The following is an 11774-nucleotide window of genomic DNA, read 5'->3' as shown; positions in this document are numbered from 1 at the left end:
CACCGAACGGAAGGCCACGGAAAGCCATCACCATGTCTGCCCCGACCCTGCTGATCATCGCCCACGGCAGCCGCGACCCCCGCCATGCGGCGACCGTCGACGCGCTGTGCGCGCGGGTGCGGTCGCTGCGGCCGGGGCTGCGGGTGGAGGCGGCGTTCCTGGAGTTCAACGCGCCACGGGTACCGCAGGTGCTGGCCCGCCTCGCCGCGGAGGACGCCACCGAGGTGATCGCCCTCCCGCTGCTGCTGACCCGCGCCTTCCACGCGAAGACCGACCTCCCGGCGGTGCTGCGCGAGGCCACGGCCCGCCACCCCCGCCTCTCCGTCCGCCAGGCCGAGGTCCTGGGCCCGTCCCCGCTGCTCGTGGACGCCCTGGAACGCCGCCTGCACGAGGCGGGGCTGCGCCCCGCCGACCGCTCCTCGACCGGGGTCGTCCTGGCCTCGGCGGGGTCCACCGACCCGGAGGCGATCGCGGTGATCGCTGAAATCGCGCGGGAGTGGCGGCACACCGGATGGTGCGCCGTGCGACCCGCGTTCGCCTCCGCTTCTCTTCCCCGCACCGAGGACGCCGTCCGCGCCCTGCGCGCGGAGGGCGTCCGCCGGGTGGCCGTGGCCCCCTACGTCATCGCCCCCGGCCGCCTCCCCGACCGCATCGCCCACGGCGCCGAAGCCGCGGGCGCCGACCTCCTGGCCCCGGTCCTGGGCCCCGCCCCGGAACTGGCCCGCCTTCTCCTCCACCGCTACGACGAGGCCCGCACGGCACCTCCGGCCCTGCTGACGGCCTAGCGGGCCGGCGAGCCGTAACGCGCCCGACTCGGGGCCCTGATGCCGTTGGAGTCCATGACGAGTACCGGGTAGGGGAGCGTGCCTGTCCTTGGCCCTGGTGGCCCGCTAACCGCTGGACAGGTGCTCGACTGCGCCGAGGAAGTCGCGGAAGGCCTGGTCGGTGCGGGTGGTGTCGCCGGTGGCGTCGAGGTCCATGAGGAGACCGCGGATGACAGCGAGAACGAGCGTCGCGAGATCCGGCCGGCCGATGCTGCGCAGACCGTCCTCGAGCGGCCCGAGCCAGTCGGTCGTCGCGGTGCGCCGGAAGTTGGGCCATAGCTGCTGCTCCGTACTCTCCCGCAACTGACCGAACATGCGCAGGTACGGCTGGCCGTCCGGGCCGGTGATGGAGGTCCAGGCGCGATACAGGGTGGTCGTGTAGGGCTCGTCGGGCCGCACCCGCAGGAGGTCGCCGAATGTGTCGAGTTGGCGTTGCCGTGCGCGCCCGAGGACGGCCCGCAGCAGGGCGTCGCGGGTGCCGAAGTGATAAATCAGCATGCGGGCCGAGGTGCCGGTGGCGGTGGCCAGCGGTTCGAGCCGGTCGGGGAGGCCGTGCGCGAGGGCGTGATCAGCGCAGGCCTCGAGCAGCCTCTCCTTGATGTGCGGTTGCGGTCGCCTGCCCACGTCTCGACTTTTTCACGTAACGACGGCTACGTCTACCGTTGATCGAAAGCCAGTCAACGCGGATGTGGAGGCAGCGATGAGGGTCGTATTCGTGCATGGGGCGTGTGTGCGGGACGGGTCGTGGTGGTGGCACCGCACCGCCGAGCTGCTGCGGGAACGAGGGGTGCCGAGCGTGGCCCCGGCGCTGCCGAGCTGCGGAGAGGCGGACCTGCCTGGCGGCGTCGGCGGTCCGGGGCTGTCCGAGGACGTTGCCGCGGTGCGGCAGGTGCTGCAGGCCGGCGACGAGCCGACCGTCGTGGTCGCCCACAGCTACGGCGGCATCGTCACTGCGGAAGCCGCCGCGGGAATCGGGTCGGTACGCCACCTGCTGCTGGTCTCCAGCTATCTGCCCGAGGTCGGGCAGAGCCTGTCGGAGTTCGGGGACGGCAGCCCCGCCCCGTTCCTCGACGTCGACCCCGACGCCGGCACCTTCGGGGTCCGCCCCGAGCTGCTGGTGGACACGTTCCTGCAGGACTGTGACCCTGAGGTCCAGGCGCAGGCGGCGGACCACCTCGCCCGGCAGAGCGTGCAGGTGACCGGACAGCCGGTCGGGGCGGCCGCATGGCAGCAGGTGCCCTCGACGTACCTCGTCTGCGCCCAGGACCGCGGCACTCCGCCGCGGCTGCAGCGTGAGTTCGCCCGCCGGGCCGGCAGCGTCGTCGAACTCGAGACCGGCCACCACCCGTTCCTGTCCCAGCCTGCCGCGGTCCGGGACCTGCTGCTGAGCCTGTGACGGCAGCCGCGGACGAGCTGGGCCGGCGAACCGAGGACCAGGAGACCGTGTCATGAGTGCCTGGGAAGAACTGCTGTCGAGGGCCTGCCTGGCCTGCGATGGGCAGGACGTCGACGCCCTGCCCGCTCTCGTCGGCGACGACGTCGACCGGCCGGACGGCTCGCAGTTCGGCGGGCATGCGGGCGGCCTTCGGCTGACCCCGTGCTCCGGCACGGGGTCACCCGAAGGCCCTGGTCGTGAGTCTGGTGCGTCGAGGGCCCCAGGAGTTCCCGCAGGAAAAACAATGGTGAGGAAGGAGAAGCGCACCGCCACCGTCGAGGGCTCTAGCTGTGCTGTCCGGGGACGTTGGTGACGGGCGACGCGCCGTGAGGGTGCTTGAACGGGGCGAGTGCCTCTGCGCAGACTATCGATGGTCAAGCGGCCTCGGCATGATCGAGCGCGGCGCTCCCCGACCGGCTGAGCCACACCAGCCGCGCTGTCACGCCGTCCTCACCGCTGCCTCGTGTGAACCATCGAAGGGCCCGCTCGGGCGAGTTGAGAACCATCTGGCCGGTGCCGTCGGCCGTGATCACGTGGACGGGCCCCTCGTCGAAGACCACCCCCACGCCGCGACACACCCGTCTTTCAGCCCGGGCCGCACTTCGCACTCCTGGACGACGGCGAAGAGCCTGGGCACGATGGCGAGGACGAGGTCGCAGAGTTCCTTGTCGAAGGGTTCCGAGGTGTCCGGTGTCTGCATGTGGACCTCCGAGAGAGCAGGCATGAAGGGGCAGATACGCTTCCGGCGACCGACCACCACTACGTGATGAGTGCGTCACTCACAGTAGAGCATAAGGTTATGCTGACACAACCTTATGCTCGCAGCTATGGGGCGTTGGACCTGCGTCGTCGCGCACGGCAGACTGCCGAACAGCCTGGAGGAGAAGAGAGCATGCCGAGAAGTCAGCCCACAGCACGACAGCGCCGACTCGGCGCTGAGTTGCGCAAGATGCGCGAAGCGGCTGGTGTGACCGCCCGCCGGGCGGCCGAGCTGATCGGTACGAACCCCATCCAGATGAGTCAGGTCGAAGCGGGCAAGGCCGGGATCAGCGAGGCACGGCTGCGCTATATGGCCTCTCAATACGCTTGCTTCGACACCGCGCTGATCGACGCACTGGTTGCCATGGCGGGTGAGCGTGGCAAGGGATGGTGGGAGGAGTACCGGGGCCTTCTCGCGCATGGCGCACTGGACCTTGCCGAGTTGGAACACCACGCAACCTACATGCGCATGCTTCAAGCCTCCTACGTCCCGGGACTCCTGCAGACCGAGGCGTACATCCGGGCGCTCATGGCCTACGCCGTTCCTCCGCTACCGCCACAACATCTCGACACGCTGGTCTCCTTCCGCGTACGGCGGCGGGAGGTGTTGTCCCAGGACTCGGCGATCGCGTTCTCGGCGTTGATTCACGAAAGTGTCCTGCGCACACGCGTAGCCGACCGGAAGGTCGCACGCGAGCAGCTCGCCTTCATCCTGGAACAGTCGGAGCGCCCAAACGTCACCGTCAGGGTGATCCCTTTTGATGTGGACGGCTTCGGCGGAGCCGGAAACTCCATGTTCTACGTCGGCGGGCCCGTTCCCAAGCTCGATACCGCGCAGATCGATGCCATGCACGGCTCGTTCTGGATGGACGCGGAGTCAGAACTCACGAGATACCGCGCGCTACTGGACAAGGCCGAGGCTTCTTCCCTCGCGGTAGGGGCGTCTCGGGATTTCATCCACCGCATCGCACAGGAAATACGAGAGAGGTAACCATGTCGAGCCCGGCCACGTGGCGGAAGTCTTCGTTCTCCGGCAATGGGGAGGACAACCATTGCGTCGAACTCCTCCCCGTCGACGGCAAGATCAAGCTTCGGGAAAGCGACGCCCCCGCCGACATCCTCACCACCACACCGGGCGGACTCAGAACCTTCATACGCGCCGTCAAGGCGGGGGCGTTTGACCACTTCCGGCGGTAGCCATGGGGCGCACGTCCGGGTAGTCCACCTCGTCGGGCAGCCGGTAGCCCAGGGCGGTCAGGCGTGCGGCGACGTCTGCCGGGCTTCTGCCGGTGCGGCTCGCGCTGTGGAGGACGTGTTCGAGGTGGACGCCGTCGAGGAAGGAGCGGTCGACGGTGGCCAGGAGGCGGATGTCCTCCTCGTCCACGGTGGCGGGGACGTTCGCGTTCTCGTGGAGCCAGTGGCCCAGTGTGGCCAGGCGTTCGGCGATGTCCGCGGGGCTCCGGCGCGTGGCGAGGGCGGCGCGCAGGATGTGGTGCAACCGCACCCCCACCACGTTGTTCCGCTCCAGCCAGGGGGCTCGGCCGTCGAGGTTTTCGCTCAGGATGACCAGGTCGTCCGGCTCCGTGGGGTCCGGCACGGCGCTCGGGTGATTGTGGCCCAGCTCCGCCAGGCGGGCGACGATGTCCGCCGGACGGCGGCCGGTCTCCTGGGCGACGGTGAGGACGTGGCCGAGGGACCCCTGGGGGTCCTCCAGGATCCGCTCGTCAGCGGGTTCGGGGGTGTACGGCAGCCGGATGCCGAGCGCGATCAGGCGCGTGGCCACGGTGTGCGGGTTGCACCGCAGGGTCGTGGCCACCGCGCGCACATGCCCGCTCGACGCCTCCCCGCCCCAGTCCAGCCACTCCCCATTGCCCCGAGGGTCGGTGCGGATCAGCACGATGTCCCGGGGGTCCGGGGTCTCGGGGAGCGGATGAGGGGCCGGGACCGTCCAGCCCAAGGCGGTCAGCCGCCGTGCGGCATCGGCGGGGCTCAGGCCCTGCCGACCCGCAGCGGCGAGCAGATGCCGCAGTGGCACGGGCGTGCCGACCTCGAGCCACGAGAGGTTGTACGTGTCCGCCTTGAGCAGCAGCGCGTCATCGGGGTCCACCGTGAGCGGCAGCGGGATCGCGGGCAACTCAATGTCGGCGAAGCCCAGTTCGGTCAGGGTCGACACGATGGCGGCGGGAGTGCGCTCGGACATGGCGGCGGCGTACAGAACGTGTCCGTAGGGCACCCGCCGGTCGGGCTCGATCCAGGAGACGTCACGTCCGATGCGGATGCGGGTGAGCGGTTCGGTGCTGTTCGGCATGATGGACCTTTCGGAAGCGGCGGGATCGGGCCGGAGGGTCATTCGGCCACCGCGATATAGCGGCCGCTTCCCTCGTACTCGTCGTCCTCGTCCCCCCAGCCCTCGTCGTCCTCCTCCTGCCTCCCGCGCAGGTTCACCCGGACCCCCGCGGGCTCCAGCGCCGTCCATATCCGCAGCATCATGGCCTCGCTGAGGAAGTGGTGCGAAAGGTCGAGCTCCTCGAGGTGGGTGAGCGGCTGCCCGTGCAGCAGCGCCTCCGCGCCCTCGTCCGAGAGCGTGCCCATGGCCAGGCTCAACGAGGTGAGTTGCGGCACGACCGGTGCGGAGGCCAGCGCGGCGGCCAGCTCGTCCTGGATGGGGCTGTTCTGCAGCCCCAAGTGGCGCAGCGCGGGCTTGCGGTCACCCGCGAGGAGCGGGGCGAGCTGCTCGACGGTGGTGCCGCCCCCGTAGTCGTCGTCGCCCAGCCACAGCTCCAGCCGCTCCAGCGAGGGCAGATCGGCGGCCGCGATGTGCGCCGCCGCCTCCGGCGGCAGCCCACCGGACTCCACCCGCAGCACCCGCAGCCCCGCGTGCCCGGTGACGGGGAAGTCCAGCCCGTCACCACCACGGACGACGAGCTCCCGCAGCCCGGGGAAGGCCTCCAGGAGCGATGCGAGGTCGGACTGGCGGATCGAGGAGATCATCTCCTCCTCGTCCTCCATGTCGCCCAGGAAGAGCGCTTCGAGACCGGTCAGCCGGGAGCTCAGGTCGGTGAGCCGGGACACGCCGTCCATGCCGTAGCCCAGGACCAGCGCCCGCACCTTCTCCAGCTCCACCGTGCTGGTGAACCGCTCCCAGCAGTCCTCGGCGTCCTCGTCCGTCGCGTACGGCCCGGTCTCCAGACGCCAGGCCACGGAAGCGGCATCGGGCAGCAGCGTGGCGGGGGTATACGGCGGAACGGTCAGCACCGGTAACCCGTAGAAGTTCTGGACGTGTTGCACATACGACAAGAGCAGGCTCCCGAGGCTTCCGTGTCCAACGGCTGATCGCCATGTTCTACCAGCAGTCTCCGACAACATGGTCCAGGTGGTGTCATGACAGAACCGCTCGTTACCGCTATGTGTTCGATTCACTCCTGTGGGTGATATTCGCATCTTATGGCCGCCGCCTCACGACTCGGGCTGGAAGTGTCGGCGGGTGTCAGAGCTGCGTGCCATGCTGGAGCCAAGGAACACACGAGGAGGCGGTGGTGACGATCATGAGCGTCGCTAAGACGCGAATCGATGATCACGAAGGCCCCTGGACGGTCGAGGACGTCCTTGCACTCCCGGAGCATCCGGCACGCGCCCGCTTCGAGGTCGTGGACGGTGTCCTCATGATGTCTCCCGCCCCCAGCCTGGCCCATCAAACCGTGGCCTACGAGCTGCACAAACAGCTCGAGGACTCCTTGGAGAGGTCCGGCGCGCCATTCGTGGCAGCCGAGACGGTGAATGTGAGGACCGAATCCAGGTTGTTCATCCCGGATATCGCGGTCATGGACCACTCCGCCGTCGAATGGGACACGCTGATCGTGCCACTGGAGGCGATGGTCCTGCTGGTGGAGATCGTGTCCCCGCGCAATCAGTCGATGGACCGCATCCTTAAGCCCGCACTCTACGCTCAGGCGAAGGTGCCCGCCTACTGGCGGGTCGAGCTGCAACCCGACCTGCATGTAGTGGCGCATGAGCTGGCGACGGACACCTACCGCGAGGTCGCCACGATCACGGGCAAGCAGGCCGTGGAGGTCGCTGGAGAGTTCACCGTCGACCTCGATGTTCCCGCGCTGCGCGGCAGGTTGGCCCGCAGGGGTCGGCCCTAGCCCTCCGGGTAGAACACGAAGAGCGTGCAGCCGGTGGTGGTCTGGGGGATGTGGGAGGAGCCGGCGGGGGCGTGAATGAAGGTGCCGGCGGGGTAGTCGTGGGCGCCGTCGTTGAAGGTGCCGGAGACCACGAAGACCTCCTCGGGACCCGGTTCATGGACGTCCACGCCCTCCCATGAGGTGCCGGGGTCCATCTCCAGGACGTGCGTCTTCGCGCCGTTGTCACCGGTCCACAGGGGGCGCAGGCGGATGCCGGGGAAGAGCTCTTTCGCCGGGGCGTTCTCGACCGCCGCGGCCACATATCCATCCGTGAGGTTCATGCCGCCCAGCGTGGCACCGGTGGTGTGACCGCCCAAGGGCGCAGCCGGTTGGTCTCGCCACCCGGCTGCGCCCCTGGGGACCTGCTGGTGCTGGGGTCTTACTCGACGACCTTCAGCAGCTTGTTCGGGGTGCCCTCGCCCGGGTTGGAGATCTTGTCGGCGGTGGCGCCGTCCGTCAGCCCCTTGGCCACGTCGGCCGGCTTGGCGTCCTGGTGGCCGCTGAGGTAGACGGCGGCGGCGCCCACGACGTGCGGGGTGGCCATCGACGTGCCGGAGATGGTGTTGGTGGCGTCGTCGCCGGTGTTCCAGTCGGAGGTGATGTCCGAGCCGGGGGCGTAGATGTCCACCACGTCGCCGTAGTTGGAGAAGTCGGACTGCTCGTCCTGGTCGGTGCTGGAGGCGACCGTGATCGCGTCCTTCACCCGGGCGGGAGAGCTCTGGCTGGCGTCGGCCGACTCGTTGCCCGCCGCCACGCCGAAGGTGACACCGGAGTCGATGGCCTTCTGCACGGCCGCGTCGAGGGCCTCGTCGGGGGTGCCGCCCAGGCTCATGTTGGCGACGGACGGGCCCTCGTGGTTCTCGGTGACCCAGTCGATGCCCGCGACGACCTGCTCGGTGGTGCCGGAGCCCTGGTCGTCCAGCACGCGCACCGCGACGATCTTGGCCTTCTTGGCGACGCCGTGCTCGGCACCGGCGATGGTGCCGGCCACGTGGGTGCCGTGGCCGTTGCCGTCATCGGCGCTGTCGTCGTTGTCGACCGCGTCGAAGCCGGACGTGGCGCGGCCCTCGAAGTCCTTGTGGCTGGTGCGGACACCGGTGTCGATGACGTACGCGGTGACGCCCTCACCCGCGCTGTCAGGGTAGGCGTACTTCTTGTCGCCCTGGGTGTCTTCCTGGTCGATCCGGTCCAGGCCCCACGACGGCGGGTTCTCCTGGGTGCCCTTGATGGTGTAGCGGTGGTTCTGGACCACCTTGGCGACCGACGGGTCGGCGGCCAGCCGCTTGGCCTCGGTGTCGGACAGCCCGCTGGCCGAGAAGCCGTTGATGGCGGAGTCGTAGCTGCGGCGCAGCTTGCCACCGTACTGCTCGGCGAGGTCCTTGCCCTCGGCGGCGGCCTTGACGCTCTTGCCGCCCTTGAGCATGACGATGTAGCTGCCGTCCACGGCGTTCTTCGCCTGGGTGCCGTAGACGGTGCCCTCGGCGGGCTGTGCGGTGGTGGCGCCGGCCGGAACGGCCACGAAGACACCGGCGGTGACGGCGGTCGCGGCGGCTATGGCCAGACCGAGTCGACGCGCGTTGCGCTGCTTGTGAACTGCCATGACGAGGGTTCCTCCTCGTGCGGTTGTGGGGGGTAATCCGCACCCGGATCGCGTCCGATCCCTCAAGTGCGGCCGATCCGGAGTGTGTTGGGGCCACTCCGGTTCTGACAAAACCCTGACTGATGAGTACGGGTCAATTCAAGATCCCCACCAAGGTGTGACATAGGCAACGTTCTCCGCTTCGACCGCTTCCCGACCTCGAGGTCAACGCCCTTTGCGTGTAAGGGGCTCGTATCAGGGAGGGTAGGGCTGTCCCCCCTTCCACGGTTGGAGGGAACCACCGGACGGTTCACCGGTCAGCAGGATGGGTCGGCCCGACGCCACGGCCTAGCGTCGTCCACGAGTGGCGGGACGGTCCGCCACCAGGGCATAAGGGGATGTCGTGGCGGACACAGGCCGCTTGGAGAGGCCGCGCGGGATAGCGGCGCGCGCGGGCAGTTGGAGCGCCCGTCACCGGTGGGCGGCGGTCGGGGGCTGGGTGCTGCTGGTCATCCTCGCCCTGGCCGTCGGCTCGATGACGGGCCGGGTCGATGTGACGGACAGCGAGCAGGTTCCCGGCGAGTCCGGGCGCGTCTCGAAGATTCTCGACGAGGCGGGCATTGACGACGCGGCCGGGGAAACCGTGCTGATCCAGGCGAAGGGCGGCGGGCTCACCGCGAACGACCCGGCCTTCCGCAAGGCGGTCGACGCGGTGATGGCCGGCGTGCGCGACACCGGCCAGGTGACCGCGCTCCGCTCCCCGTACGAGACCAAGACCATCTCCGCCGACCGGCGCTCCGCGCTGGTGCAGTTCGAGATGCGCGGCGAAGCGGAGAAGGCGGCCGACCACATCCAGCCGGTCCTGGACGCGGTGGAGAAGGCGCAGAACGGCCACCAGGCCCTGCGGATCGAGGAGTTCGGCGACGCCAGCGGCCAGAAGGCGTTCGACGACGCGTTCGGCGACGACTTCACCCAGGCCGAGTACTCCGCGCTGCCGGTGGCGCTCGGCATCCTGCTGATCGTCTTCGGTGCGCTGGTGGCCGCGCTGCTGCCGGTGGCGCTCGCGATGACCGCGTTCCTGGCCACCACCGGTCTGGTGGCGGTGGTCAGCCACTGGGTGCACATGAGTGACACCGCCAACTCCGTGATGCTGCTGGTGGGGCTGGCCGTCGGCGTCGACTACTGCCTGTTCTACCTGCGCCGGGAGCGCGAGGAGCGCGCCGCCGGGCGGGACGCGCAGACCGCGCTGCGGGTGGCGGCGGCCACCTCCGGCCGCGCCATCCTGGTCTCCGGCGTCACGGTGATCGTGGCGATGGCGGGCATGCTCTTCACCGGCATCGCGGAGTTCAAGGCGATGGGGCTCGCCACGCTGATGGTGGTGGCGGTGGCGATGGTCGGCTCGGTGACGGTGCTGCCCGCGCTGCTCTCGCTGCTCGGTGAGCGGGTGGAGAAGGGCCGGGTGCCGTTCCTGGGCCGCGCCAAGCGGCGCGGCGGCACCGAGAGCCGGATCTGGCGCGCCGTCCTCCGCCCGGTGCTGCGCCGCCCCAAGCTGTCGCTGGCCCTCGCCGGTGGCGCGCTGATCGCGCTGGCCGTCCCCGCCGTGGGGATGAACACCGCGAACCTCACCCTGGACCAGGAGTTCGGCGACCGGCTGCCGGTCGTGAACGCGTACAACCACATCGACGAGGCGTTCCCGGGCGGGTCCGACCCGGCCAGGGTCGTGGTGAAGGCGGACGACATCGACGCGGCGCCGGTGCGCGACGCGATCGCCCGCTTCCGTACCGAGGCCGTGGCGAAGGGCGCCTCCAAGGGCCCGGTCGAGGTGACCGTCCACCACAAGCAGAACCTGGCCGTGGTGGAGGTGCCGCTGATCGGCGGCTCGGACGAGGGCAAGGCCGAGAAGAGCCTGGAGGTGCTGCGGAACGAGGTGCGCCCGGCGACCCTCGGCGCGGTGGACGGCGTGGACGCCCCCATCGGCGGCTCGACCGCCTCCTCCAAGGACTTCAACGACAAGCTCGGCTCGGCCGTCACCCCGGTCTTCGCCTTCGTGGTGGTCTTCGCCTTCCTGCTGATGCTGATGTCCTTCCGGTCGCTCACCGTCGCCGTGACCTCCATCGTGCTCAACCTGCTGTCGGTGGGCGCCGCGTACGGCATCCTCACCGCGGTCTTCCAGCACGGCTGGGGCGCGGGGCTGGTCGGCGCGGAGGGCGTGGGCGCGATCGTGTCCTGGCTGCCGCTGTTCCTCTTCGTGATCCTGTTCGGGCTGAGCATGGACTACCACGTCTTCGTGGTCTCCCGGATCCGCGAGGCGCACCTGGCCGGCCGCACCACCAAGGACGCGGTGGTGCACGGCGTGGTGACGACGGCGGGCGTGGTCACCAGCGCCGCCGTCATCATGGTCGCGGTCTTCTCCATCTTCGGCACGCTGTCTATGCAGTCCATGAAGCAGATGGGCGTGGGCCTCGCGGCCGCGGTCCTCATCGACGCCACCGTCATCCGCGGGGTGCTCCTCCCGGCCGTGATGTCGCTGCTGGGCGAGCGCAACTGGTACCTGCCGAAGTGGCTGGGGTGGCTCCCGGACCTGGCCCACGACGAGCACGCCCCGGCCCGGCGGCCCAGCACCCTGGCGGGTGTTTCCCCGAGGCCGGAAGCGGACGAACGGCCCCGGCCCGCGCGGGTCTGACGACCTCGTCCCGCACATCCTGACAACCCTCAACCGGTCACACGGCCTTCGGGCCGTGTGACCGGTTCGGTGTTTCGGGGGTGGGGGCGTGGGGCGGTGCGGTGCGGTGCGAAAAGGCGTTGCGGGGCGGCCCGGCCGGTCCCTACGGTGCGGGGATACGGCGGAGATCCGCATACGCGTCCTTTCGCGTACGCGCGCACGGGAGGAGTACACCGATGGGCGGAAGTCCCGGCATCGGCGTGTTCACCCGCATCACTCGTGGCTGTGCCCGGGTGGCGTGTGCGCGCGCCCTTCCTCTGCCTGCCCGCCG

Annotated in this window: 13 protein-coding genes; 6 read left to right on the top strand and 7 right to left on the bottom strand. The window is 69.8% G+C overall.

What is annotated here, in order from left to right:
• Window positions 1-32: 32 nt before the first annotated feature.
• Entirely contained in the window at window positions 33-785 is a 753-nt protein-coding gene (locus tag IEJ02_RS38500; RefSeq protein WP_191069043.1) for a sirohydrochlorin chelatase, read from the top strand.
• 105 nt (window positions 786-890) lie between these two features.
• On the opposite strand, the gene IEJ02_RS38495 is transcribed toward IEJ02_RS38500, so the two are convergent.
• A complete protein-coding gene (locus IEJ02_RS38495; RefSeq protein ID WP_191069042.1) occupies window positions 891-1448 on the bottom strand; it encodes a TetR/AcrR family transcriptional regulator in 558 nt (185 codons plus the stop codon).
• Between the two features lie 76 nt (window positions 1449-1524).
• Here IEJ02_RS38495 and IEJ02_RS38490 point away from each other — a divergent pair, with 76 nt between their 5' ends.
• Entirely contained in the window at window positions 1525-2220 is a 696-nt protein-coding gene (locus tag IEJ02_RS38490) for an alpha/beta hydrolase (protein WP_191069041.1), read from the top strand.
• 413 nt (window positions 2221-2633) lie between these two features.
• Here the strand turns inward: IEJ02_RS38490 and IEJ02_RS49335 are convergent, their stop codons facing one another.
• Both IEJ02_RS49335 and IEJ02_RS49330 read right to left on the bottom strand, forming a co-directional pair.
• The gene (locus IEJ02_RS49335; RefSeq protein WP_223865155.1) at window positions 2634-2792 is read right to left on the bottom strand and encodes a hypothetical protein; all 159 of its coding nucleotides are present in this window, start codon (window positions 2790-2792) and stop codon (window positions 2634-2636) included.
• Entirely contained in the window at window positions 2789-2959 is a 171-nt protein-coding gene (locus tag IEJ02_RS49330) for a hypothetical protein (RefSeq protein ID WP_223865154.1), read from the bottom strand. Before IEJ02_RS49330 ends, IEJ02_RS49335 begins: the two co-directional genes overlap by 4 nt.
• A gap of 192 nt (window positions 2960-3151) precedes the next feature.
• Here IEJ02_RS49330 and IEJ02_RS38480 point away from each other — a divergent pair, with 192 nt between their 5' ends.
• Together IEJ02_RS38480 and IEJ02_RS38475 are read left to right on the top strand one after the other, a co-directional pair.
• Complete coding sequence (locus IEJ02_RS38480) at window positions 3152-4009, top strand: helix-turn-helix domain-containing protein (protein ID WP_191069040.1); 858 nt, start codon at window positions 3152-3154, stop codon at window positions 4007-4009.
• A gap of 2 nt (window positions 4010-4011) precedes the next feature.
• Window positions 4012-4215, top strand: coding sequence for a DUF397 domain-containing protein (locus IEJ02_RS38475; RefSeq protein WP_191069039.1), 204 nt, complete (start codon window positions 4012-4014; stop codon window positions 4213-4215).
• Here IEJ02_RS38475 and IEJ02_RS38470 read toward each other — a convergent pair.
• Both IEJ02_RS38470 and IEJ02_RS38465 read right to left on the bottom strand, forming a co-directional pair.
• A complete protein-coding gene (locus IEJ02_RS38470; RefSeq protein WP_191069038.1) occupies window positions 4181-5326 on the bottom strand; it encodes a wHTH domain-containing protein in 1146 nt (381 codons plus the stop codon). The two genes, IEJ02_RS38475 and IEJ02_RS38470, sit on opposite strands and share 35 nt — an antisense overlap.
• A gap of 38 nt (window positions 5327-5364) precedes the next feature.
• On the bottom strand, window positions 5365-6306 hold the full coding sequence (locus tag IEJ02_RS38465; RefSeq protein ID WP_275562016.1) for an STM4015 family protein: 942 nt from the start codon (window positions 6304-6306) through the stop codon (window positions 5365-5367).
• Window positions 6307-6563: 257 nt separating this feature from the next.
• Between IEJ02_RS38465 and IEJ02_RS38460 the strand changes: the two genes are divergently transcribed.
• Window positions 6564-7163, top strand: coding sequence for a Uma2 family endonuclease (locus tag IEJ02_RS38460; protein WP_223865164.1), 600 nt, complete (start codon window positions 6564-6566; stop codon window positions 7161-7163).
• Here IEJ02_RS38460 and IEJ02_RS38455 read toward each other — a convergent pair.
• Together IEJ02_RS38455 and IEJ02_RS38450 are read right to left on the bottom strand one after the other, a co-directional pair.
• A complete protein-coding gene (locus tag IEJ02_RS38455) occupies window positions 7160-7483 on the bottom strand; it encodes a cupin domain-containing protein (RefSeq protein ID WP_191069035.1) in 324 nt (107 codons plus the stop codon). The genes IEJ02_RS38460 and IEJ02_RS38455 overlap by 4 nt on opposite strands.
• Window positions 7484-7581: 98 nt before the next feature.
• Window positions 7582-8802 (bottom strand): S8 family peptidase, encoded by a 1221-nt coding sequence (locus IEJ02_RS38450; RefSeq protein WP_191069034.1) that lies wholly within the window; start codon window positions 8800-8802, stop codon window positions 7582-7584.
• A 382-nt stretch (window positions 8803-9184) separates the two neighbouring features.
• Between IEJ02_RS38450 and IEJ02_RS38445 the strand changes: the two genes are divergently transcribed.
• Window positions 9185-11464, top strand: coding sequence for an MMPL family transporter (locus tag IEJ02_RS38445; RefSeq protein WP_191069033.1), 2280 nt, complete (start codon window positions 9185-9187; stop codon window positions 11462-11464).
• Window positions 11465-11774 lie beyond the last annotated feature (310 nt).

It is taken from the genome of Streptomyces sp. 5-10 (assembly GCF_014712245.1).
In the GTDB taxonomy this organism is placed as follows: Bacteria; Actinomycetota; Actinomycetes; order Streptomycetales; family Streptomycetaceae; genus Streptomyces; species Streptomyces violaceusniger.
This window is presented reverse-complemented; position numbering and strand designations above follow the sequence as displayed.